19 protein-coding genes are annotated in these 22,750 nt (G+C 72.2%); 8 read left to right on the top strand and 11 right to left on the bottom strand.

Translation table 11 applies throughout. The annotated features are described in order from the left end of the window. Positions 1-77: 77 nt before the first annotated feature. Both ABZ953_RS02190 and ABZ953_RS02185 read right to left on the bottom strand, forming a co-directional pair. The gene (locus ABZ953_RS02190; protein WP_361715195.1) at positions 78-344 is read right to left on the bottom strand and encodes a protealysin inhibitor emfourin; all 267 of its coding nucleotides are present in this window, start codon (positions 342-344) and stop codon (positions 78-80) included. Positions 345-387: 43 nt separating this feature from the next. Beyond that, positions 388-1,467, bottom strand: a complete 1,080-nt coding sequence (locus ABZ953_RS02185) for a M4 family metallopeptidase (protein WP_361715192.1) — start codon at positions 1,465-1,467, stop codon at positions 388-390. Between the two features lie 331 nt (positions 1,468-1,798). On the opposite strand from ABZ953_RS02185, the gene leuA reads away from it, so the two are divergent. The 5 genes from leuA to ABZ953_RS02160 all read left to right on the top strand — a co-directional run bounded on the left by leuA (position 1,799) and on the right by ABZ953_RS02160 (position 8,719). Further along, positions 1,799-3,520: a 2-isopropylmalate synthase gene (leuA, locus tag ABZ953_RS02180; RefSeq protein WP_361715189.1), complete on the top strand. Its 1,722-nt coding sequence runs from the start codon at positions 1,799-1,801 to the stop codon at positions 3,518-3,520. A 169-nt stretch (positions 3,521-3,689) separates the two neighbouring features. Next, positions 3,690-4,421, top strand: a complete 732-nt coding sequence (locus tag ABZ953_RS02175; RefSeq protein WP_361715186.1) for a TerB family tellurite resistance protein — start codon at positions 3,690-3,692, stop codon at positions 4,419-4,421. 158 nt (positions 4,422-4,579) lie between these two features. Further along, positions 4,580-6,679 carry an MMPL family transporter gene (locus ABZ953_RS02170; protein WP_361715183.1) on the top strand — a complete coding sequence of 700 codons (2,100 nt, stop codon included), beginning with the start codon at positions 4,580-4,582 and terminating at the stop codon, positions 6,677-6,679. Between the two features lie 200 nt (positions 6,680-6,879). Next, complete coding sequence (locus ABZ953_RS02165) at positions 6,880-8,016, top strand: histidine kinase (RefSeq protein ID WP_361715664.1); 1,137 nt, start codon at positions 6,880-6,882, stop codon at positions 8,014-8,016. 25 nt (positions 8,017-8,041) lie between these two features. Next, positions 8,042-8,719, top strand: coding sequence for a response regulator transcription factor (locus ABZ953_RS02160; RefSeq protein WP_361715180.1), 678 nt, complete (start codon positions 8,042-8,044; stop codon positions 8,717-8,719). 141 nt (positions 8,720-8,860) lie between these two features. On the opposite strand, the gene ABZ953_RS02155 is transcribed toward ABZ953_RS02160, so the two are convergent. From ABZ953_RS02155 to ABZ953_RS02130, 6 genes are all read right to left on the bottom strand, one after another. After that, positions 8,861-9,796, bottom strand: a complete 936-nt coding sequence (locus tag ABZ953_RS02155; protein ID WP_361715177.1) for a dihydrodipicolinate synthase family protein — start codon at positions 9,794-9,796, stop codon at positions 8,861-8,863. Next, positions 9,775-10,827, bottom strand: coding sequence for an ABC transporter ATP-binding protein (locus ABZ953_RS02150; protein ID WP_361715174.1), 1,053 nt, complete (start codon positions 10,825-10,827; stop codon positions 9,775-9,777). The genes ABZ953_RS02155 and ABZ953_RS02150 overlap by 22 nt, the downstream gene beginning before the upstream one ends. After that, positions 10,824-12,842: a dipeptide/oligopeptide/nickel ABC transporter permease/ATP-binding protein gene (locus ABZ953_RS02145; RefSeq protein WP_361715171.1), complete on the bottom strand. Its 2,019-nt coding sequence runs from the start codon at positions 12,840-12,842 to the stop codon at positions 10,824-10,826. Before ABZ953_RS02145 ends, ABZ953_RS02150 begins: the two co-directional genes overlap by 4 nt. After that, positions 12,842-13,801 carry an ABC transporter permease gene (locus tag ABZ953_RS02140; RefSeq protein ID WP_361715168.1) on the bottom strand — a complete coding sequence of 320 codons (960 nt, stop codon included), beginning with the start codon at positions 13,799-13,801 and terminating at the stop codon, positions 12,842-12,844. The genes ABZ953_RS02145 and ABZ953_RS02140 overlap by 1 nt, the downstream gene beginning before the upstream one ends. Before the next feature lie 40 nt (positions 13,802-13,841). After that, positions 13,842-15,485 (bottom strand): ABC transporter substrate-binding protein, encoded by a 1,644-nt coding sequence (locus tag ABZ953_RS02135; RefSeq protein ID WP_361715165.1) that lies wholly within the window; start codon positions 15,483-15,485, stop codon positions 13,842-13,844. 169 nt (positions 15,486-15,654) lie between these two features. Continuing rightward, entirely contained in the window at positions 15,655-16,617 is a 963-nt protein-coding gene (locus ABZ953_RS02130; RefSeq protein ID WP_361715162.1) for a LysR family transcriptional regulator, read from the bottom strand. A gap of 102 nt (positions 16,618-16,719) precedes the next feature. Here ABZ953_RS02130 and ABZ953_RS02125 point away from each other — a divergent pair, with 102 nt between their 5' ends. Beyond that, positions 16,720-17,964 (top strand): MFS transporter, encoded by a 1,245-nt coding sequence (locus ABZ953_RS02125; RefSeq protein WP_361715159.1) that lies wholly within the window; start codon positions 16,720-16,722, stop codon positions 17,962-17,964. 49 nt (positions 17,965-18,013) lie between these two features. After that, positions 18,014-19,297: an aminotransferase class I/II-fold pyridoxal phosphate-dependent enzyme gene (locus ABZ953_RS02120; protein WP_361715156.1), complete on the top strand. Its 1,284-nt coding sequence runs from the start codon at positions 18,014-18,016 to the stop codon at positions 19,295-19,297. A gap of 137 nt (positions 19,298-19,434) precedes the next feature. Here the strand turns inward: ABZ953_RS02120 and ABZ953_RS02115 are convergent, their stop codons facing one another. Both ABZ953_RS02115 and ABZ953_RS02110 read right to left on the bottom strand, forming a co-directional pair. Further along, positions 19,435-20,973 carry a PH domain-containing protein gene (locus ABZ953_RS02115; protein ID WP_361715153.1) on the bottom strand — a complete coding sequence of 513 codons (1,539 nt, stop codon included), beginning with the start codon at positions 20,971-20,973 and terminating at the stop codon, positions 19,435-19,437. Then, positions 20,970-21,503 carry a PH domain-containing protein gene (locus tag ABZ953_RS02110; protein ID WP_361715150.1) on the bottom strand — a complete coding sequence of 178 codons (534 nt, stop codon included), beginning with the start codon at positions 21,501-21,503 and terminating at the stop codon, positions 20,970-20,972. Before ABZ953_RS02110 ends, ABZ953_RS02115 begins: the two co-directional genes overlap by 4 nt. Positions 21,504-21,607: 104 nt before the next feature. Between ABZ953_RS02110 and ABZ953_RS02105 the strand changes: the two genes are divergently transcribed. After that, complete coding sequence (locus tag ABZ953_RS02105; protein WP_361715147.1) at positions 21,608-21,928, top strand: hypothetical protein; 321 nt, start codon at positions 21,608-21,610, stop codon at positions 21,926-21,928. Positions 21,929-21,964: 36 nt separating this feature from the next. Here ABZ953_RS02105 and ABZ953_RS02100 read toward each other — a convergent pair whose 3' ends face one another. Next, positions 21,965-22,642, bottom strand: a complete 678-nt coding sequence (locus tag ABZ953_RS02100; RefSeq protein WP_361715144.1) for an AIM24 family protein — start codon at positions 22,640-22,642, stop codon at positions 21,965-21,967. Positions 22,643-22,750: the final 108 nt, after the last annotated feature.

Here is a 22,750-nt window from a genome sequence, read left to right as displayed (position 1 = left end):
CGGGCGGGCCCGCTGCGGCGGTACGCGCCCTCGGCTGCGGCGGTACGCGTCCTCGGCTGCCGCGCTACGCGTCCTCGCTACGCGCCCTCCTTCAGCACCCGCGAGATCAGCTTCCGCTGCGGCTCCGTCAGCCGCGGGTCCGAGCAGTACACGGTCCGCCCGTCCACCGTCAGCTGGTAGTTGAAGCCGTCGGGCACCCCTATGGGCGGGGTATCCCGCCCCTCGGCCAGGGCCTGTTCGGCCAGGGCCTGCCAGTCCGGGGCATCGGCCAGCTGCGAGGTGTCCACCTCGGCATGCCGGTCGATGCCCGCGAATCCTCCGGTCCGCTTCACCTGGATACGCATGGGTCCTGTCTACTGCACCGGATGGGCGGCCGGTAGCGCGGTGTCAGCCGTCGGTGGCCGGCACCTTCACCGTGGACCACGCGTCGATGACGGCCTTCAGCTCGTCGCCGTCGCCGTACTTGGTGCGCGCGGCGGCGACCGTCAGCTTCGCGAAGTCGGCGAAGGACGCGTCCTGCGCCAGCTCGCCGCCGGTCAGGACGGCGTACCAGATCTCTCCGGCCCGCTCCCACGAGTGCCCGCCGAGCGCGTCGGCGACCAGGTAGAACGCGCGGTTGGGGATGCCGGAGTTGATGTGCACGCCGCCGTTGTCGCGGCCCGTCCTGACGAAGTGGTCCATGTCGGCGGGCTGCGGGTCCTTGCCGAGCACGTCGTCGTCGTACGCCGTGCCGGGCTCCTTCATGGAGCGCAGCGCCTTGCCGGTGACGCGCGGGGCGAGCAGGCCCGCGCCGATCAGCCAGTCGGCGTCGGCGGAGGTCTGGCCGAGCGTGTACTGCTTGATCATCGAGCCGAAGACGTCCGACAGGGACTCGTTCAGGGCGCCCGGCTGGCCGAAGTAGGTGAGGTTCGCCGTGTACTGCGTGACGCCGTGGGTGAGCTCGTGACCGATGACGTCCACGGGGATGGTGAAGTCGAGGAAGATCTCTCCGTCACCGTCGCCGAACACCATCTGCTCGCCGTTCCAGAAGGCGTTGTTGTACTCCTCGGAGTAGTGCACGGTCGCGGTCAGCGGCAGGCCGCTGCCGTCGATGGAGTTGCGGTCGTACGACTTCTGGTAGAGCTCGAAGGTCGCGCCGAGGCCCGCGTACGCGCGGTTGACGGTCGCGTCCTTGCCGGGCTTGTCGCCCTCGCCGCGGACCTTGCGGCCCGGGAGCTCCGTGCGGTGCTTGGCGTCGTGGATCGTGCGGTGCGGCTTGCCCTCCGCGGCTTCCTTGGGCGCGGCGACGGACGGGGCGCCGACGACGGTCGTCAGACGGCGCTGGGTGCGCTCGAACGCGTCGCGCTGCAGGGTGCGGCGGGCGGGCGCGGCGAGCGAGGGGTCCTGGCTCTGGGCCAGAGTGTCCAGGACGTGGGGCGGCACGATGGTGCAGAAGACAGGCTCGAAGCCTGCTGGGTTCGCGGTCATGGCGTGCAATGTGGCACTGGGTCATGCCGCTGTCACTACCTGCAACCAGGATTAGTGAAATAGAGGTATTGATCACGCCATACCCGTTACCTGTCGGTGATCCCGCATACTGATACGGGCCCGCGCGCCACGGGCGTCTCGGCTAGGCTGCGGCACATCATGCGATTCGGGCTGCTCCTTCTTAGCTGCCGCGGCGAGGGCCTGTAGACGAGGCCGACCCCCTCCCCGCGGAGTTCGGTGTTGCGCTCAGACCGTCGGCCGTCCCTCTGCCGGAGAACCAGTTCCTTCCGGCGAGGATCCAGCGGACACCCTCCCGAGGAGCCCACGCATCATGCCGAACTTCCAGCGCCCCACCTCCATGCCGATCCACAAGTACGGCCAGTACGAGCAGGTCGCCATCCCCGACCGCACCTGGCCCGACAACCGGATCACGGTCGCCCCCCGCTGGCTCTCCACCGACCTGCGTGACGGCAACCAGGCGCTGATCGACCCGATGTCCCCGGCCCGCAAGCGCGCCATGTTCGACCTCCTGGTACGCATGGGCTACAAGGAGATCGAGGTCGGCTTCCCCTCCTCGGGCCAGACCGACTTCGATTTCGTGCGCTCGATCATCGAGGACGAGGACGCGATCCCCGAGGACGTGACGATCTCCGTCCTGACCCAGGCCCGCGAAGAGCTCATCGAGCGCACCGTGGAGTCCCTGAAGGGCGCCCGCCGCGCCACCGTGCACCTGTACAACGCGACCGCCCCCGTCTGGCGCGATGTCGTTTTCCGCGGCTCGCGCGACGCCGTGAAGCAGATCGCTGTCGACGGCACGCGCCTGGTCGCGGAGTACGCCGACAAGCTGCTCGACGACCGGACCACCTTCGGCTACCAGTACAGCCCGGAGATCTTCACCGACACCGAGCTGGACTTCGCCCTGGAGGTCTGCGAGGGCGTCATGGACGTCTGGCAGCCCGACGCCGAGCGCGAGATCATCCTCAACCTGCCCGCCACGGTGGAGCGTTCGACGCCCTCGACCCACGCGGACCGCTTCGAGTGGATGTCCCGGAACCTGTCCCGGCGCGAGTTCGTCTGCCTCTCCATCCACCCGCACAACGACCGCGGCACCGCCGTCGCCGCCGCCGAGCTGGCCGTCATGGCCGGCGGCGACCGCGTCGAGGGCTGCCTGTTCGGGCAGGGCGAGCGGACCGGCAACGTCGACCTGGTCACCCTGGGCATGAACCTGTTCAGCCAGGGCGTCGACCCGCAGATCGACTTCTCGGACATCGACGAGGTCCGCCGCGTGTACGAGTACTGCACGCAGATGGAGGTCCACCCCCGCCACCCGTACGCGGGCGACCTGGTCTACACCGCCTTCTCCGGCTCCCACCAGGACGCCATCAAGAAGGGCTTCGACGCGCTGGAGTCCCGGGCGGCGGCCGCGGGCAAGACCATCGACGACGTCGAGTGGGCCGTCCCGTACCTGCCGATCGACCCCAAGGACGTCGGCCGGTCCTACGAGGCCGTCATCCGCGTCAACTCGCAGTCCGGCAAGGGCGGCATCGCCTACGTCCTGCAGAACGACCACAAGCTGGACCTGCCGCGCCGCATGCAGATCGAGTTCTCGAAGATCATCCAGATGAAGACCGACGCCGAGGGCGGCGAGGTCACGCCCGGCGCGATCTGGAGCGTCTTCCAGGACGAGTACCTGCCCAACCCCGAAAACCCCTGGGGTCGTATTCAGGTCAAGAACGGCCAGACGACGACCGACACCGACGGCGTCGACACCCTCACCGTCGACGCCACCCTGGACGGCGAGGACACCGTCCTGACCGGTACGGGCAACGGACCGATCTCCGCGTTCTTCGACGCGCTGCAGGGCATCGGCATCGACGTACGCCTCCTGGACTACCAGGAGCACACGATGAGCGAGGGTGCGTCCGCGCAGGCCGCCTCGTACATCGAGTGCGCGATCGGCGACAAGGTGCTGTGGGGCATCGGCATCGACGCGAACACCACGCGCGCCTCACTGAAGGCCGCCGTCTCCGCCGTCAACCGCGCGGCGCGCTAGTCCCCCGAACGGTTCCGACCGGCCCCGTCCGCCTCTTCGGCGGGCGGGGCCGCGTCGTCTCCCGGCCATGTCGGGCCCGCTCTCCCGCACCAGGTGCTGACGTCGCATCACCGATGTGGCTAACATCACGCAACACGGCAATGCAGCCGGGGAGTTACGGAGGTGCGTGGTGCTGCCAGCTCAGGGACAGAACAGCCGGAATGCCCGCATCCCCGCCAAACCCGTCTCGCGCGGGCGAGCGCTGTGCAGACGCATGATCGGCATGCACACCGCCTGGAACACGGTCGGTGACGGCGAGTTCTTCTGTCCGGCCTGCGGCGGCGACCGCAACTACCAGCGGCTCACCGGCCGACGCCGCTTCGTCCTGCTCGGCCTGCCCGTCGTGCCGCGCGGCTCGCGCGGCCCCGTCATCCAGTGCGCCGCCTGCCAGGACCTGTTCGACCCCGACGTCCTCGACCACCCCACCACCACCCGGCTCTCCGCGATGCTCCGCGACGCCGTGCACACCATCGTCCTCGCGGTCCTCACCACCGGCGGCACCGCCTCGCGCACCACCCTGGACACGGCCGTCGCCGCGCTGCACGGCGCGGGGTACGACGACTGCACCGAGGAACAGCTCGTCGCCCTCGTCGAGGCGCTCGCCACCGACGCCGGGCGCGCCACCGAGCCCGACTGCGCCCCCGGCCTCGCCATCGAACTCCACGAGGCCCTCGGCCCCCTGGCCCCGCACCTCGCCCCCGCGGGCCGCGAGGCCCTGCTCCTCAAGGGCGCCCGCATCGCCCTCGCCGACGGCCCCTACACGACCGCCGAACGCGACGTGCTCACCACGGCGGGCTGCGCGCTGACGATCTGCTCGGAGGACGTGATCCGCCTCCTCGTGACGGCGCGGACGCCGTCCTGAGGACGCGGTCGCCTGCTCCGGTACTCCGGCAGGAGTAATTCCGGCCATTGACCTCCCGGGGCCGTAGCTCCCAACTCGCCCCCGGGTCCGACGGATTCGCCCCCACCCGCCGGAAGGGTTGACGCAGAACACGTCAGCCCTGCCGAAGGAGGCCCGTCATGGGGGCCGCACAGACCACTCCCGCGTCACCACGGCGACGGCGCAGCGTGCCCTGGGTGTTCCTGGGCCTGTGGATCGTCGTGCTCGCGGTCGCCTCGCCCTTCGCGGCGCAACTGGCCGACGTGCGGCAGGACCGGGCCGTCGACTACCTGCCGGCGAGCGCGGGGTCCACCGAGGTCGCGAAGATCCAGGAACAGCTGCCGGGCGGCGAGGCCACCGAGCTGGTGCTCGTCTACCACCGCGACGGCGGGCTCACCGCCGCCGACCGCAGGACCGCGGGTGAGCAGGTCACCGGCATCGCGCGGGACCACCGGCTCGTCGCCGAACCCGAGGCCGTGCCCTCGAAGGACGGCACCACGCTCATGTACCCGGTCGCCACCACCGAACCGGGGCAGGACGAGGACGAGCGGGACGCCCTGGTCGAGGACGTGCGCGAAGCCGCATCGGGAGGGGGCGGCCTGACCGTCGAGGTCGGCGGTTCCGGAGCCCTCGGCACCGATGCGAGTGAGGTCTACGACTCGCTCGGCGGCCCCCTGCTCTACACCACCGCCGCGGTCGTCGCGCTGCTGCTCGTCGTCATCTACCGCAGCCCCTTCCTGTGGCTCGTGCCGCTCGCCGTCGCGGGCGTCGCGGACTACCTCGCGATGGGCGTCGCGTACGGCCTGCACCAGGCCTTCGGGACGTCCGTCACCGGTCAGAGCTCGGGCATCATGACCATCCTCGTGTTCGGCGCGGGCACCGACTACGCACTGCTCCTCGTCTCCCGGTACCGGGAGGAGCTGCGCGGGATCGAGCGGCCCTACGACGCGATGGCCGCCGCGCTGCGCGGCTGCGGGCCCGCCGTCCTCGCCTCCTCGGGCACCGTCGCCGCCGGACTGCTCTGCCTGCTCGCCGCCGACCTCAACAGCAGCCGGGGCATGGGGCCGCTCGGCACGGTCGGTGTGCTGTGCGCCCTCGCGACGATGCTGACGCTGCTGCCCGCCGTGCTCGTCCTGCTCGGCCGCCGGGTGTTCTGGCCGCTCGTGCCCGCCTTCGGCAGCGCGGTCACCCAGCGGCGCGGCCTCTTCGCCGCGATGGGGAGTTCGGCGGGGCGCAGGCCGCTGACCGTGCTCGCGAGCGGGGCCGTGCTGCTCGGCGCGCTGGCCCTCGGCGCGCTGAACCTGCCGGGCGCGCTCAGGCAGGAGGACTCCTTCACCAAGACCCCGGAATCCGTGGCCGCCATGCAGACCCTCGCCGCCGCCTACCCCGAGCGGGGCACCCAGCCCATCACTGTCATGACCCGGGCGGACCGGGCCGATACCTCCCTCGCGCAGATACGGGACACCAAGGGCGTCGACAGTGCGGCGCGGGGCCGTACCGGCGAAGGATGGACCGAGATCTCCGTGACCGCCACGTCCGCGCCCGAGTCCGCGGGGGAGACCCGGACCATCGAGACGCTGCGCGACGGGCTCGACGGCGCGTACGTGGGCGGCCCCGCCGCACAGCGACTGGACCTGAAGGACGCCAACGCCCGGGACCGCGGCATCGTCGTGCCGCTCGTCCTCGGCGCCGTCCTGCTGGTCCTCGTCGCCCTGCTGCGCAGCCTCGTCGCGCCGCTGCTGCTGCTCGCCGCGGTCGTCGCGGTATGGGGCGCCTCGCTCGGCATCGCGGGCCTCGTCCTCGAACCGCTCTTCGGATTCGAGGGCACCGATCCCGGGCTCGGGCTGCTCTCCTTCGTCTTCCTCGTCGCGCTGGGCGTGGACTACGGGATCTTCCTGATGCACCGGATGCGCGAGGAGTGCCTGAACGGGGCCGAACCGGGAGCCGCCGCCCTCACCGCGCTGCGCACCACCGGCGGCGTCATCGCCTCGGCGGGACTCGTCCTCGCCGCCACGTTCGCCGTGCTCACCAGCATGCCGCTCGTCCAACTCGTCGAACTGGGCTTCGTCATCGGCGTCGGCGTCCTGCTCGACACCTTCCTGGTCCGCACGTACCTGGTGACGAGCGCGAGCGTGGCACTCGGCAGGAAGGTGTGGTGGCCCGGACCGCTGTCCAGGCCCGCCGTGACGGACACGCCACCGGCCCACGAGGCCGAACCGATCCGGGTCCCCTCGCCTTGAACCGGCTCCCCGGCCGACCCCCGCACCGGCCCTTCGCGGCGCCCTTCCTCTCCCGGAGGGGCGCCAGCGTGCCGGAAGATGGAGCGGTGGAACTACCTGTCGCGGTCCGGAGTACGGCCTCGGGCGCCGCCGCCCGCCGCAACCTCGTCGAGCGCGTCCTCGGCCCCGCGGCCCCCGACGAACGGCTGCGCACCGACGCCCTGTTCGCCGTGGCCATGGCGGCCAGCTCCGTCGTGGTCGTCCAGGTCGTACGGGACAACGGCCGACCGCCCGGCGTGCTCGGCTGGGCGCTGCTGCTCGCCGCGCACGTCGTCATCGTCTGGCGGCGCCGCGCGCCGATGCGCGTCATGGCCGCCCTGATGGTCATCCTGCTCACCTACCACTCCCTGAACGCCAACCACACCGCGCCCATGGCGGTGTCGATGGCCGCGCTGTTCACCGTGGCCTCCCGGTGCCGCCCCCGTAACACCGTCCTCGTCGGCGCCGCGGTCATGGGCATCATGCTGGGTCTGAAGTTCCACGAGGGCATGGCGCAGGGCGCCGAGTCGCTGCGCATCTCCGGCTGGATCGTGGCCTTCCTGCTGATCGGCGTGTACGTGCGCATCCACCGGCAGTACGTCACGTCCGTGGTGGAGCGGGCCGAGCGCGCCGAGCGCACCCGCGAGGAGGAGGCGCGCCGCCGCGTCGCCGAGGAGCGGCTGCGGGTCGCCCGCGACCTGCACGACCTGCTCGCGCACAGCATCACCCTGGTGGGCGTCCAGACGTCCGTCGCCGCACACGTCCTGACCGCCGATCCGGACCGGCTCGACCGCGCGGCCGTCGCCAAGGCGCTCGACGACGTCGCCGAGACCTGCCGCAGCGCCCGCGGTGAACTCCGGGCCACGTTGCAGGTGTTGAGGGCCGGTACGGAGAACGAGGCCCGAGGGCCGCTGCCCGGCCTCGACAGTCTGCCCGACCTCGCCGACGCGGCCCGCACGGCGGGCGCCCGGGTGGAGCTCGCGGTCGCCCCGTGCGAGGCGCCGCCCGCCGTGGGCGCGGCGGCCTACCGCATCGTGCAGGAGGCGCTCACCAACGTCGTGCGGCACGCGGGCCCCGGCATCACCGTACGGGTGTCGGTCGGCACGGCGGACGCGGCGCTGTGCGTGCGGGTCGTCGACGACGGGACGGGCGGCAGGCCCCAAGAGGCCGATCACGCCCAGGGGTTCGGGCTCCTCGGGATGCGGGAACGGGCTCGTACGGTCGGCGGGACCCTGGATGCGGGGCCGCGGCCCGAGGGGGGTTTCATGGTGTCGGCGGTGCTGCCCCTCGCACCCCTGTCCCTGGGAGGTCTGTCATGACGGTTCAGAGCCCGGGAGGGCCGCGATGACCATCAGGGTGCTGCTCGCCGACGACCAGACCCTGGTGCGTGCGGCGTTCGCGATGCTTGTCGACTCGGCGGCCGACATGGAGGTCGTGGCGCAGGCGGGCACGGGGCGCTCCGCGGTCGAGCTGGCCCGCTCCGCGCGCGCCGACCTCGTCGTGATGGACATCCGCATGCCCGACCTCGACGGCATCGAGGCGACGCGGCTGCTCGCGGCGGACGAGGACCTGGCGGGCGTGAAGGTCCTGATGCTGACGACGTACGACACGGACGAGCATGTCGTCGACGCGCTGCGGGCGGGTGCGTCCGGCTTCCTGGTCAAGGACACCAGGCCCGCCGAACTCCTCGACGCCATCCGCACGGTGGCCGCCGGTGACGCGCTCCTCTCGCCAGGGCCCACGGCCCGGCTCATCGCCCGGGTGCTGCGGGCGCCGGACACCGGGGCGCCCGTCACGGGCGGGCCCGAGGGGCTCTCGGAGCGGGAGCGGCAGGTCCTGCGGCTCGTCGCGCGGGGCCTGAACAACCAGGAGATCGCGGACACGCTCGGGCTGAGTCCGCTGACCGCGAAGACCCACGTGAGCCGCATCATGGGAAAGCTGAGCGCCCGGGACCGGGCCCAACTGGTCATCATGGCCTACGAGTCGGGGCTCGTCGCCCCGGGTTCGGTGGCCGCTTCCTGAGGGGGCTCAGGCGTGGGTGCTCTGCCGGGGCGGGGACAGGTCGGCGCGGCGCATGACCACGGGCAGGGCGAGCAGGCGGGCGTGAGGTGGACGAGGGGGCGAGGCGGGGAAGGCGGAGGGGCGGACGGGCGGGCGGACGGGTCAGAGCAGGCCCGCCGCTGCCAGGTGCCTGCCCACCCGCTCCGTCTCCACGGAGGAGAGCGGGATCTGCGGCTCCGCCGTGGCGGGGCAGTCGATCACCCCGCGCAGGTGCAGCGCCGCCTTGAACGCGCCGAGCGCCGAGGAGCTCCCGCCCATCCGCGCCGGGTCCCCGGCCGTGACCATCCCGAACAGGCCGCACAGCCGCTCCTGTTCGGCCCGCGCCCCCGCCCGGTCCCCCGCCAGGGAGGCGCGGTAGAGGCGCGCGTACCCCTCGGGGTCCACGTTGCCGAGGCCCGGCACGATGCCGTCCGCGCCCATCGCGAGCGCCGAGTCGGCCGTCACCTCGGACCCCGTGAGCACGCTGAACTCTTGCAGCCCCGGCGCCGCCCGCTTGCCGAGGACGACACCGCGGAAGGCGCCCTCGTCGCCGCTTGAGTCCTTCAGGCCCGCGATCAGGCCGTCCTCGGCCAGGCGGAGAACCAGCTCCGCGCCCAGCTTGCTGTGCACCGACGCCGGAATGTCGTACGCGAGGACCGGCACCGGACAGTCCCGCGCGACCAGCCGGAAGTGGCGGTCGATCTCGGCCGGATGGGTCCGCGTGTAGAAGGGCGCGGTGACCACGGTCGCGTCCACGCCCGCGCCGGTGAGGGCGCGCACGTGGTCCAGTACGCGGGGCGTGGTCATGTCGATGGCCCCGGCCAGGACGGGCAGTTGACCGGCCACGTGCTGGACGACCGTGTCGACGACGACGGCCCGCTGCCGGTCCGTCAGGTACGCCGCCTCGGAGGTCGAGCCGAGCACGAACAGGCCGTCGACGCCGCCCGCGACCAGATGGTCGACGAGCCTGACGAGCGAGGGCGTGTCCACCTCGCGGTCCGGTGTCAGCGGGGTGCAGACGGGCGGGACGACACCGGTCAGCGGGGTGGGGACGGGCATGGCTGCTCCCTGGGGGTGGGGGCCGTGGCGGCGGCCTGGGTGACGAGGTCGTGTGTCGACTGTCCCTCCTCCACGGGATGGAAGCAGCGGAACAGGTGCCCCGCGCCCGCCGGCCGGGCCTCCGGCATCGCGGTGGCGCACATCTCGTCCGCCTTCCAGCAGCGGGTACGGAACGGGCAGCCGCTCGGCGGCCGGGTCGCCGACGGCACGGGACCGGCCAGCGGGATCGGGTCGATGGGGTCGAGCAGCCCGGGGGTGGCCGAGAAGAGGGCGCGGGTGTACGGGTGGCGGGCGCGGTCCAGGATCTCCCGGGCCGGTGCCTCCTCGACGATCCGGCCGAGGTATATCGTGACGACGCGGTCGCTCATCCTGCGTACGGTCTGGATGTCGTGGGACACGAACACCAGGGCGAGGCCGAGGCGTTCCTTCAGGTCGAGGAGGAGGTTGAGGATCTGGGCGCGCACCGACACGTCGAGGGCGCTGGTCGGCTCGTCGGCGACGATCAGGTCCGGTTCGAGCGCGAGGGCGCGGGCAATGGCGACGCGCTGGCGCTGGCCTCCGGAGAGCTGCCCCGGCAGGCCGTCGGCCAAGGCCTTCGGCAGGCCGACCAGGGACATCAACTCCTTTACTCGCGCGTCCCGTTGTGCGGGTGTGCCGCGGCGGTGCACGTCCAGGGGGTCGCGGAGTATCCGGCTGACCGGGAGCCTGCGGTTCAGGGCGGTCGAGGGGTCCTGGAAGATCATGCCGGTGTGGGTGCCGATGGAGGTCCGGCGCTCGGCGGGCTTCATCGTCCAGAGGTCGCGGCCACGGAACGAGACCGTGCCGTGGGTGGGGCGTTGGGCGCCGACGAGGACCTTGGCCAGGGTGGACTTGCCGCAGCCGGATTCGCCGACGATGCCGACGGTTTCGCCGGGGGCGACCTTGAGGGTGGCGTCGGTGAGGGCGTACACGTGGTCCCTGGAGAAGAGGCCTCCGGAGCGGGCCCGGTGTACGACGTGCACGTCGGCCAGCTCCACGAGGGGGGTGGTCATGTCGGCTCGCTCTCCGTTGTGGCTGGGCGCGCAGTTCCCCGCGCCCCTGACGGCGCCCCTGCGGGGCGCGTCGCCGGGTGGTGGCACGCGATGGAGTGCTCGGGTGCGCCCGTGAGCTCCGGCGCCGTAGTCCGACACGTCTCGTCCGCCAGCGGGCAGCGGTCCGCGAATCTGCAGCCCTGCGGGAAGTCCGCCGGGGACGGCACGACGCCCTTGATCTGCGTGAGGCGTTGCGCCGCCGACTCCAGGGAGAGCACCGAGCCGAGCAGGCCCCGCGTGTAGTGGTGCGCGGGGGATTCCACCAGGTCGGCCGTCACGCCCGTCTCGACGATCTGACCGCCGTACATCACCACCACGCGGTCGGTGACGTCGGCGACGAGGGCCAGGTCGTGCGAGACGAGGATCAGCGCGAAGCCGAGCTCTTCGCGCAGCCCGAGGAGGAGTTGGATGATCTGCGCCTGCACGGTGACGTCGAGCGCGGTGGTCGGCTCGTCGGCGACGATCAGCTTCGGGTCGCGGGAGAGGGCCATCGCGATCAGGACGCGCTGGCGCTGGCCGCCGGAGAGTTCGTGCGGGTAGCTGCGCAGGGTGCGCGCCGGGTCGAGGCCGACCAGTTCGAGGAGCTCGACCGCCGTGCGGCGGCCACCTCTCCGTACGACCTGCTTCAGCTGGGAGCGGACCGTCATGGCGGGGTTCAGCGACGACAGGGCGTCCTGGTAGATCATCGCCATGTCGTGGCCGAGCAGGCGGCGCCGGGCGCGCATCGGCAGGCCGACGAGTTCCTGTCCGTCGAAGGTGACGCGCCCGCCGACCTCGGCTCCCTTGGGGGCGAGGCCCATCACCGTCAGCGCGGTCAGCGACTTGCCGCAGCCCGACTCGCCGACGAGGCCGAGGACTTCACCGGGCCGCACGTCGAAGCTGATCCCGTCGACGATGTCCACGCCGCCGTGCCGCTGGGGGAAGGAGACGGTGAGGTGGTCGACGGAGAGGACCGGGTCGCCGGTGGGCAGGGGGCGGGCGCGGGAGCGGAGCCGGTGGGCGGCCTCGGTCAGGCCGGGCAGTTCGAGTACCTGGCCGCTGCCGGGCTCGGGGGCTTCGAGCCGGTCCTCCTCCGTACGGGCCGCGCCCGCCGTGTCCCGGGTGGAGGGCGCCGCCCACGCGTCCGACACGCCCTCGGAGAGGATGTTCAGGGCGAGGACCGTGAGCAGCATGAGGAGTCCGGGGAAGACCGTCGCCCACCAGCCGCCGATCAGGACCATGTTCTTGCCGTCGGCGATGACGCTGCCCCAGGACGGGTCGGGCGGCCGTACGCCCGCGCCGATGAAGGAGAGCGACGCCTCGAAGACGATGGCCTCGGCGACCTGCACCGTGCAGAAGACGAGGATGGGCGCGGCGCAGTTCACGGCGACGTGGCGGATCAGGATGTGCGGGGTGCGGGCGCCGATGACGCGTTCGGCGACGACGTAGTCCTCGCCGTACTGGTCGAGCACGTTGGCCCGTACGACGCGGGCGACGGGCGGCGTGAACAGGAAGGCGATGGCGCAGATCAGGACGAGGATGCCGCCGCCGAAGACCGCGACGAGCACGGCGGCGAGCGCGATCCCGGGGAAGGCCATGACGACGTCCAGGCAGCGCATCAGCGTCTCGTCGACAGCCTTGCGGGAGGTCGCCGCGACCGCGCCGATCACGGCGCCGACGACGAGGGCGAGCAGGGTGGCGCCGAGCCCGATCGCGAGCGACCAGCGCGCCCCGTACATCAGCCTGCTGAGGATGTCGCGGCCCAGGCTGTCCTGGCCCATCCAGTGGTCGGCGGAGGGGTGGCCCGTGCCGTCGGCCTGGGGCTGCTGGTCGAGCGGGTCGTGCGGGGCGAGGAGCGGGGCGAGGAGCGCCACCAGGACGACGAGCCCGACGACGCAGACCGCGACCCGGGAGAGGGCGGGGAGCTTCTGCCAGGAGCGCAGCCGGATGCCGGGTACGGAGAGGCGCTCGGTCAGCCTCCTGCGGGGGGCGAGCATCAGACGGATCCCCTCAGGCGCGGGTTGACCAGGAGATGGAGGATGTCGATGACGAGGTTGACGACGACGAAGCCGACGGCGGTCGTGATGACGACGCCCTGCACGACGGCCGGGTCGCCGTTCTTCACGGCGTCGATCATCAGCTTGCCCATGCCGGGCAGCGAGAAGATGGTCTCGATGACCACGGCGCCGCCGAGCAGGTAGCCGACGCGCAGGCCGAGCACGGTGAGCGGGTTGATGAGGGCGTTGCGCAGGACGTTGCGGCCCACGACCACCACCGGCGGCAGGCCGCAGCCGATCGCGGTCCGTACGTAGTCCTTGTCGAGCTCCTCGACGACGGCGGTGCGGATGATGCGGGTGAGGCCCGCCGCCACCGGCAGGGAGAGCGCGAGAGCGGGCAGCGTCATGGTCTTGAGCCAGCCGGTGAAGGAGTCGGCCGGGTTGATGTAGCCGCCGGTCGGGAACCAGCCGAGGTCCACCGCCAGGTACTGGATCATCAGCAGCGCCAGCCAGAAGCCGGGCGCCGCGACCCCGGTCAGGGAGACGACGCGGATCAGCTGGTCCGGCAGCCGGTCGCGGTGGATGGCGGCGGTGACGCCGAGGGTGAGGGAGAGCACGACGGCGATGCCGAGGCCCAGGAAGGTGAGCTGCATGGTGAGCGGCAGGGCGGTGGTGACCTGGTCGACGACGGGGGAGCGGTTGAGGACGCTGATGCCCATGTCGCCCTGGAGGAGGTCGCCGACAAAGGCGAAGTAGCGTACGGGCAGCGGGTCGAGGAGCCCGTTCTCCTCGCGGAACTGGTGCAGCTGCTCGGGGGTCGGGTTGGCGCCCTGGAAGAACGCGGACGCCGGGTCGACGTCCGAGAAGCGCATCACGAGGAAGACGAAGAGCACGATGCCGAGCAGCAGCGGGACGAGCAGGGCGACGCGGCGGGCCAGGATGCTGAGGACTGCGGTCACGGCACGGTACTCCTGAGCTGTCCGGTGAACGGTGCCCGAGTCAGGCCCACTTGGCCTGCATCAGGTTGATTCCCGGATAGGGCTGGGCCTTGACTCCGGTGATCTTCTTCGGGTCCCAGGCGGTCATGAGTTCGTTGTGGACCACCGGGTAGAGCACGGCTTGTTCCGCGATGACGTCGAGGTACTCCTGGACCATGGCCTTCTTACGGCCTGCCTCCGGCTCGCGGGTGGCCCGGTCCATGTCCTTGAAGAGCTTCTTCGCGACGGCGTCGTCCGCCCAGCGCGCGTAGCCCATCCACAGGTTCTGGGGGCCGTAGTTGTAGTGCATGATCAGGTCGGCGTCGAGCCCGAACTGGTTGGGGTTGGAGGCGGCCGCGACGATCTGGAAGTCCTTCTTCTGGTCCAGTTTGGTGAAGACGGCGGTGGTCTCCTGCGGGTCGAGGGTGACGTCGACGCCGAGCTTCTCCCAGCCGTCCTGGATGGTGGGCAGGCAGTCCACGATCCAACTGACGTTCACGGCCATGAGGTTGATGCTCAGCTTGCCGACGCCCGCTTCCTTGAGGAGCTTCTTCGCCTTGGCCAGGTCGTACCCGTAGACGGTTTTCGCGGGCCGGTAGGAGGGGTTGGCCTCATTGAGGAAGGACGTCGACGCCTTGCCGTGGCCACGGAGGGCGGCCTCGATCATCTTGTCGCGGTCGATGGCGTAGTGCAGGGCCTGCCGGACGCGGACGTCGTCGAACGGCTTGTGCGCGGTGTTGAAGAGCAGGAAGAGATTGTTCATCCCGGCGCCGCCCTCGACGCTCATCCCGCCCTTCTTGAGCTGCCCGATGTTGGCGTACGGGATGTTGTCGGCGATCTCCGCGTCGGCGCTGCCCCCGGAGATCTTCGCGACGCGCGGTGCGGCGTCCACGATGGTCAGCCAGTTCATCTTCTTGAAGGCGGCCCTGCGCGGGCCGTTGTAGTCGTCGAAGGCCTCGAACGTCGTGTTCGACTTCGGGTGGTGCGAGGCCATCCTGTACGGTCCCGAGCCCACCGCCTTCCCCTTGGTCGCGTCGTCCCAGGCGCCGGGCTTCCCGAACACGTGCTTCGGCATGATCTTGGCGAGGGAGAGGCGGGCGGCGCCGTCGGGGAAGGGGAACTTCAGGATCAGCTCGACGGAGGTCGCGCCGGTCTTCCTGACCTCCTTGAGCCAGCTCGCGAAGAAGCCCTTGGCGAGGGTCTGGGTCTTCGGATCGAGGATCCGGTCGAAGACGAAGACGACGTCATCGGCGGTGACGGGCTTGCCGTCGTGCCACGTGGCCCCGGGGCGCAGGGTGAACTTCCACGTCGTCGCCTTCGGGTCGGCGGGGATTTCGGTGGCGAGCGCGGCGTACGGCTCACGGGTGATCGGATCGGTGCCGAGGAGCCCCTCGTAGATGTGCTCGTTGCCGGCCATCGCGAAGGCGGAGGCGGTCTGCGTCGGATCCCAGCTGCCGTCGTTGCCGTACCCGATGACGGCGGTGAGCGTAGAGCCGCCGCCCTGCCCGCCGCCCCCGGTCTCGTTGGTGGACTCGGGCCCGGAGGAGCAGGCGGAGAGCGTGGACGTCACGACGGCGGCGGCGCCGAGGGCGCCGGTGTACCTGAGGAAGGAACGGCGGTCCGGCGGGACGGCGCGGCGCCCGGTCGGAGAGGGCAGATCGGTCACTGTGTCTCCCTTGCCTGCCTAAGAGGTCCCACGTCCTACGTCGTGGGTGGCGTGGCGACCATAGGAGGGGGGAGAGGGCCGGTCAAGGCCCCCGGCACGGGCTCGCCGGAGCGGTGGGCCGGGTGGGGGAGCGGGGACAACTCGGGTGCGCGGCAGGGCTTTTCGTCGGCTACGGGTGTGTCGTGCCGTCCACGGCGGCGGGACCCGAGGGGGCAGCGAGGCCCGGATCCCGCGCCAGAGCCACCGTAAGGGCCCGGAAGATCCGTACCTCCGGGTTGTCCTCGTCCGCCCGCACCGCGAGGTAGCTGCTCTCCCACGGGGCGTCGATGATCGGGACGAAGGTGGCGCCCGGCCAGGCGTAGTAGCGGGCGAAGGATTTGAGGCCCGAGCCCGCGGCGCGGCCCGTGACCACGCCGGTCAGCACCTCCTGCGGAGTCACCGCGAAGTCCGTGCTGCGGCGCCGGGCGTCGTCGCCGAAGTAGAGGTAGTCGGTGAAGGGGCGCGGAGTGTGGCCGGGGACGCGGAAGAACGGCAGGCCCGCGATGTCCGCCACCGTCGCGCCGGTGAGCCGGGCCGCCGCCAGCGGGGAGCGGTCCGCGACGACCACGATGCGCTGCTCCGTCGTCAGGACGTCCGCCGACACCCGCTCGTCGTCGGGCCCCGGGCGCACGAAGGCGACGTCCACCCGGTCCTCCGTCAGCGCCGTCACGTGCTCGGTGAAGTCCAGCTGGGTGATCTCCACCCGGACGCCGGGCCGCGCGCGGCGGTAGGCGTTGATCGCCGCCGGGGTCAGCTCCGCCGAACCGTGGCCCATGATGCCGACCCGCAGCGGCCGCTCCGCCGCACCGGCCCGCGGGCGGGTGGCCTCGGCCAGGTCGTCGAGGGCGGCGTTCGACGCGGCGAGCAGGAGGCGCGCGTGGCCGGTCAGGCGCACGCCCGCGGGGGTCGGCACGACCGGGCTCGCGCTCCGGTCGACGAGCGTGGCGCCGAGATCCGCCTCCAGGCGGCGCACGTGCTGGGTGACGGCGGGCGGCGAGAGGAAGAGCCGGGCCGCCGCCCGGCCGAAGTGACCCTCCTCCACGACCGCGAGGAACGACGACAGGAGTCGCAGATCGAGCGGCGCGGAAGACATGCCTTCCAGCGTAGACCCGGAGGTCACGGGCGTGCGCGGGGTCTTCACGAATCCTGAACGCAGGCGGCGCGCGGACCCGTGGACCGCCTACAACTGGCCGTCATGAGCATCACCACGCAGACCTCAGGCAGCCCCGGAACCGGACCGGCCGCCACCCTCCGCGGCCCCGGACACGGGGTGCGGGCGGCCTGGATCATGACGGCATCCGGCTGGAGCGCCAACCAGTTCTCCGCGCTGCTCGGCGCCTACCGCTCCGAGCTCGGCCTCTCCGAATCCGCCGTCACCGGGCTCTTCGCCCTGTACGTCGTCGGGCTCGTCCCCGGCCTCCTCATCGGCGGCCCGCTGGCCGACCGGGCCGGACGCAGGCCGGTCGCACTGACGGCCCTCGCGCTGAACCTCCTGTCCACGGGGGTGCTGATGCTGGGGGCGGGCACCACGGGGTGGCTGTGGCCCGGGAGGTTCCTGACGGGGGTCAGCGCGGGGGCGCTCCTCGCGGCGGGCAGCGCGTGGATCAAGGAACTGTCGTCGCCTCCCCACGCGGCCGGGGGCGCCATGGCGTCGCGCCGGGCGGGCCTCTTCGTCTCGGCGGGCTTCGCCTCCGGCGGCCTCGTGGCGGCACTGATCGCCCGCTGGTCGGCGGCGCCGATGGTCATGGCGTACGTACCGCACGTACTGCTGGCCGCGGGGGCGGGCCTCGCCGCGCTGAGCGCACCGGAGACGGTGCGGCGGCACGGTGGGCATGGCGGTCACGACGGCGGCACCAAAACCCCGACCCGCACCGGGCGCCAGTTCCGCCGCGCGATCCTGCCCGTGGCCCCCTGGGTCTTCGCCGCCCCCAGCATCGGCTTCGCGACCCTGCCGGGACTCGTGCACGGCGGCCTCGTCTACGCGGGCGTGGCCACCGCCGTCGTCCCCGGGACGGGCCTGCTCGTGCAGCCCCTGGCCCGGCGGGTGGCCCGCCGCCACCGGCTCGCCACCGCCGTCGCGGGACTGCTCGTCGTCGCCGTCGGATTCGGCGCCGCCGCGCTCGCCGTGCGGGCGGTCAGCCCCGGTCTCGGCCTCGTCGCCGCCGCGGTCCTCGGCGCGGGGTACGGCTTCGTCCTGACGTACGGCCTCACGGAAATCTCCGCCCTGGCCCCGCCGCACCGCCTGGCCCGGCTCACCGCGTACTTCTGGACGGCCGCCTACGCGGGCATGCTCGCCCCGTACGCCGTATCGCTCCTGTCCGGCGTGGCGCACCCCCCGGCCCTCTTCACCGCGGCCGCCGTCCTCGCGGTCCTCTCCTGCGCCGTCCTCGTCGGTCTCGCGGAGCGGTCACCCGCGCACCCGGCTCCGCCGGGTTTGTAAGGTCGGCGGGCGCCATCCACCGAAAGCGGCACCTGCGAGAGGCACCACCATGACCACCGAGCTGAGCCCCGACACCCAGGCCCTGGCCGGGCTGCTTGAACAGGCCAGGAAGGAGTACGACGAACTCGCCGGGCGTGGCCTCGCCCTCGACCTGACCCGGGGCAAGCCCGCGCCCGAGCAGCTCGACCTCAGCGAGGACCTGCTGAGCCTGCCCGGTGGGCGCCACACGGCCGTCGACGGAACGGACGTGCGCAACTACGGCGGACTGCGGGGCCTGCCCGAGCTCCGCGAGATCTTCGCGGAGCTGCTCCAGGTGCCCGCGGCCCAGCTCCTCGCGCTCGGCAACTCCAGCCTTGAGCTCATGCACGACTGCCTCGTGCACGCCCTCCTCGGCGTGCTGCCCGGCACGGAGTCCCGCTGGGTGGACCAGGAGCGGATCGCGTTCCTGTGCCCCGTGCCCGGCTACGACCGGCACTTCGCGCTCTGCCAGCGCTTCGGCATCGACATGATCCCGGTGCCGATGACGGCAGAAGGACCGGACATGGCCGAGGTCGAGCGGATCGCCGCGGAGGACCCCGCGGTCAAGGGCATCTGGTGCGTGCCGAAGTACAGCAACCCCGACGGCGTCGTCTACAGCGACGAGACCGTGGCGCGGCTCGCCGCGATGCCGACCGCCGCGCCGGACTTCCGGATCTTCTGGGACAACGCGTACGCCGCTCACCACCTCACCGACGAGCCCGCCGAGATCGCCGACCTGCTCGCCGCGTGCGCCGCCGCCGGGCACGAGGACCGGGCGTTCGTCTTCGGCTCCACCTCGAAGATCACCTCGGCGGGTGCGGGCGTCGCGTTCTTCGGCTCGTCCCCGGCCAACGTGAAGTGGCTGCTCGCCAACAACCAGAAGCGGTCGATCGGCCCCGACAAGATCAACCAGCTGCGGCACGTGATGTTCCTGAAGGACGCGGAGGGTGTGCGGGCGCACATGGAGCGGCAGCGGGCCCTGCTACAGCCCAAGTTCGAGGCGGTCGCCCGGATCCTCGACGCGGAGCTCGGCGGCACGGGCCTCGCCACGTGGACCTCGCCCAAGGGCGGCTACTTCGTGACCCTCCAGGTCCCGGACGGCTGCGCCTCGGACGTCGTGCGTCTCGCTGCCGCGGTGGGGATCGTGCTGACTCCGGCCGGGGCGACGCACCCGTACGGTGACGATCCGCGTGACGCCGTCATCCGCATCGCGCCGAGCTACCCGGGTCTCGCGGAGCTGGAGCAGGCGATTGCGGGGCTGACGGTGTGTGTTCGCCTCGCGGGGTACGAGCGGGGGGTGCGGGCCGCGCGCTGAGTCCGGCTGGGGGTGCGTGGGGACCCGTGCGGGTCGGTCGTGGCTGATCGCGCAGTTCCCCGCGCCCCTTAGCGTGGGGTGTGCGCTGCCGGGTCTGTGCGGGTCCGTTGTGGTTGCTCGCGCAGTTCCCCGCGCCCCTAGCGGGGCTGCTCGACCCGTTCCAGGAACGGGGCGAGCAAGCCCGGTACCGCCTGTTCCGCGAAGGCGAGGCCCTCCGCTTCGGATACGTCGTAGGCCGCGTAAGCCTGCGCGCCCGCTGCCGTCGTCGCGCTCAGGGTCACCAGGCCTGCCCGGCGCTGTAGTACGGACTGCTTGACGGTCCAGCCGATCACTCCGCCGCGTCGCAGGGCCACCGTGGACCGCCGTAGCGTCCCGGAGCGCACCACGAGATAGTCGCCGTGGAGCGCGTGGCCCAGGCTGCGGTACGCGTCGTACGCGAGCGCCACCGCGACGGGGGCCAGGAGCGCCGCGGTCCCGGCGCCCAGGTAGGTCAGGACCGGCACGCCAAGGAGTGCGCCGAGCAGGACCAGGACGAGGGCGGGGGCCAGCGCCGCCGACAACGCCCAGCGGATCCGCCGCGCCCGCGCCGCCCGCGGATGCGCCGTGAGCCGCGCCGACGTGGGCGTCACCGGCTCCCGCAGGGCACGCGCCGCCACCTCACGCGCGAGCGCCCGCGGCGCCGCGGGCAGCAGGGTGCTCGGCCCCGCCTGGTCCTCCTCGTCGCGCCGCGAGAGCCCCGTGGCGACCGCGTCCACCCGGGCCGCCCCGGAGAGCCGCAGGCCGAGCGGCTCGACCACGTCGACGCCGCGCAGCCTGGCCTCCTCCAGGGAAACGGAACGGGTCGTGAAGAGCCCGCGCCGCACCCGCAGCGTGCCGCCGGGCTCCCGCTCCAGGCGGTAGCCCCACCACATCTCGACCCAGAGCCCGAGCGCCCCCACCGCCCCGGCCGCCAGCGCCCCCGCGATCAGCGCGAGGACCATGCCCGCGACCGACATCCCGCGAAAGGCGTCGCCCACCCGCTCGATGACCTCCTCCTGCACCCCGAACCACTCGCTGACCTGCATGATCGCCCCGCCCGCCGCGGCGGCGAGCGCCGAGGTGACGAAGGACAGGGGGGCGTAGCGGATCCAGCGGAGGTCGAGGGCGGCGATGGTGCCCTCCGCGTCGGACGCGGCGCCGGGGGCCGCACGGCGCAGGAGTTCGCGCCGCAGCCGTTCGCCCTCCGCCCTGCGGACGGCGCGGAGTTCGAGCGTGGCCTCCTGGCCCGCGCTCTGCTCGCCGGTGCCGATGCGGACCTCGACCAGGCCGAGGACGCGCAGCAGCGGGTGGGCGACGAGGTCGACGGAGCGTATGCGCTCCCTGCTGAGGGTGCGGTGTTTGGCGAAGAGGATGCCGCTGCGCAGTTCGGCGCGCTCCGGCCCGATGCGGTAGCGGCTGTGCCGCAGTCGCAGCGCCTCGATGCCCACGCCGCTCGCGATGAGCAGCAGGCTCAGGCCCACCGCCCAGGCGATCACGGGCCCCATGGCCACCCAGCCCTGGAAGCTGAGGGTGACCGGCAGGCCGACGGCGGTCACCACGCCGCCCGTCATCTGGACGGTGACGAGCAGCGAACGCCGGTCGAGCCGCCGCCAGTCGTGCTCCTCGGCGGCCTCGGCGGCCTCCGCGAGCCCGTTCACGTCGCGTCGCCCGGTGTCGCCTGGGTGACGAGCGCGAGCCGCTCGGCGAGTTCGGCGGCGGTCGCGTGGTCGAGGCCCTTGACCTTCAGGGCGCCCCTGGCGGACGCCGTGGTGACCGTGACGGTGGAGAGTCCGAAGATCCGCTGGACGGGCCCGCGCATGGTGTCGACGGTCTGCAGCCGCGACATCGGCGCGATCCGGGCCTCGGTCCAGAAGAAGCCGGTCCGTACGTACACCGCGTCGTCGGTGACCTCCCAGCGGTGCACCTTGTACCACCACAGCGGCAGCAGCACCCCGGCGAGCAGACCGACGGCCGCGATTCCTGCGGCGGGCAGCAGGAGCCAGAACCTGGCCGGAGCGATGAGCGCGCCGAGCAGGCCGAGGAGCGCCACCGGCGCGGCTGCCGTCAGCAGCAGTTGGGTGCGCCACCAGGCGACGGCACGGCGGTCCAGGGGGTGGCGCGGCGGCCGCAGCCGCACGCCGACCCCCTTGTCCTCCGCCGCTCTCTCGGCTCCTTGGTCAACAACCATGAGACGAAAGGTACTTGCTCGCCCAAGACGCCCGCTCGGGCGGGCGGGGGCACAGGGCTCAGGGCTCAGGGCTCAAGCGGGGGCTCCCCGATGAGCCCCGCGCCGTGTCGAGTACGGGGCCGAAGCGCTCGCTCACCCTGCGCAGGCACTCCCGCAGTCCGTCGTGCCGCTCGTCGACGCCGCCCGCGACCTCGGCACGGAAGAATCGGTCGCAGCTTCCACACACCATCTCCGGTACGGCCGACGGCGCCGACGCGGTGGTGGAGCGCGCTCAGCAGATCGCCTCGTACGGCCTCGACTTCGAGCTGCTGCATCTTCTGGTCAGCAGGGAGAGCATGGCTCTCTCCCTGCACAACACCGCGCGCCGGGAGGACGCCGTGCTGGACGAATATCTGGCCACGGTCTGCCGGCTCCGCGACGTCTGACGGGGCGAGCAAGTCGGCTGAAGTCGAGACTCGGTCTCAGTGCTGCTGCGGCTTCTGCGGAGTCGCCTCGCTCGGCCGCACGATGACGTACCCCTCGCCCTCCAGTTTCAGCTGCACGGCCTCGCCCGAGCCGCCCCGGATCATCGACCCGACGGACTGCGAACGGTGCAGGGAGGTGCTGAGGTGGGCGGTCCAGCCGACCACCGCGTCCGTGTCGACGAACACGGGCTGCTGCGGCGAGACGGGGATCACCAGCGGGCTGCCCTCACACATGAGGCCGAGCTGCCCCGCACCCGTGAAGACGCTGTTGAACAGCCCGCCGCCGGTCATCCCCGCGCCCTTCACGGTCTTGATCTCGTACGAGAGGGTCGCGTCGAAACAGAGGACGTTGCGGCCGTTCACCGTGAGGACGTCGCCGGGCTCGACGTCGACGATGAAGCAGTTCTGCGCCTCGTGCGCGAACCACGCCTCGCCCTGGCCGCGCACGGCCATCAACGGCAGCCCCTCCCCGGTCATGGCGCGCTTGAGCATGCCGCCCACGCCCTGCCCCTTGCGCTCGAACTGCAAGTTGCCCCGGTAGGCGATCATCGCCCCCTGCCGGGCCAGCATCTCGCCGTTCACCGCATACCTGACCGACTTGGCGTTCTGCAGGGTCATGCCGGGGGCGTGGGCGGGCTGGGCCATGTGTTCGCTGGAGAACAGGTCACTCTTCATGCCCACATCTTCGACTACGGCTGATGAGCACGGAAGCTCCTTCCGGCTGCGGTCTTGCGTCAAAAGTCGGTACGCCTACGGGTCGGTCGGCTCGGTTAGAGTCGCGCC

The organism is Streptomyces sp. NPDC046465 (assembly GCF_040646035.1).
Classification (GTDB): Bacteria; Actinomycetota; Actinomycetes; order Streptomycetales; family Streptomycetaceae; genus Streptomyces.
This window is presented reverse-complemented; position numbering and strand designations above follow the sequence as displayed.

Coding starts and splice junctions, on each gene's coding strand:
- ABZ953_RS02130 (WP_361715162.1), bottom strand. CDS start 16,617: ATGTCTTCCGCGCCGCTCGATCTGCGACTCCTGTCGTCGTTCCTCGCG.
- ABZ953_RS02110 (WP_361715150.1), bottom strand. CDS start 21,503: ATGGTTGTTGACCAAGGAGCCGAGAGAGCGGCGGAGGACAAGGGGGTC.
- ABZ953_RS02160 (WP_361715180.1), top strand. CDS start 8,042: ATGACCATCAGGGTGCTGCTCGCCGACGACCAGACCCTGGTGCGTGCG.
- ABZ953_RS02155 (WP_361715177.1), bottom strand. CDS start 9,796: ATGCCCGTCCCCACCCCGCTGACCGGTGTCGTCCCGCCCGTCTGCACC.
- ABZ953_RS02100 (WP_361715144.1), bottom strand. CDS start 22,642: ATGAAGAGTGACCTGTTCTCCAGCGAACACATGGCCCAGCCCGCCCAC.
- ABZ953_RS02125 (WP_361715159.1), top strand. CDS start 16,720: ATGAGCATCACCACGCAGACCTCAGGCAGCCCCGGAACCGGACCGGCC.
- leuA (WP_361715189.1), top strand. CDS start 1,799: ATGCCGAACTTCCAGCGCCCCACCTCCATGCCGATCCACAAGTACGGC.
- ABZ953_RS02120 (WP_361715156.1), top strand. CDS start 18,014: ATGACCACCGAGCTGAGCCCCGACACCCAGGCCCTGGCCGGGCTGCTT.
- ABZ953_RS02190 (WP_361715195.1), bottom strand. CDS start 344: ATGCGTATCCAGGTGAAGCGGACCGGAGGATTCGCGGGCATCGACCGG.
- ABZ953_RS02150 (WP_361715174.1), bottom strand. CDS start 10,827: ATGACCACCCCCCTCGTGGAGCTGGCCGACGTGCACGTCGTACACCGG.
- ABZ953_RS02170 (WP_361715183.1), top strand. CDS start 4,580: ATGGGGGCCGCACAGACCACTCCCGCGTCACCACGGCGACGGCGCAGC.
- ABZ953_RS02145 (WP_361715171.1), bottom strand. CDS start 12,842: ATGCTCGCCCCCCGCAGGAGGCTGACCGAGCGCCTCTCCGTACCCGGC.
- ABZ953_RS02185 (WP_361715192.1), bottom strand. CDS start 1,467: ATGACCGCGAACCCAGCAGGCTTCGAGCCTGTCTTCTGCACCATCGTG.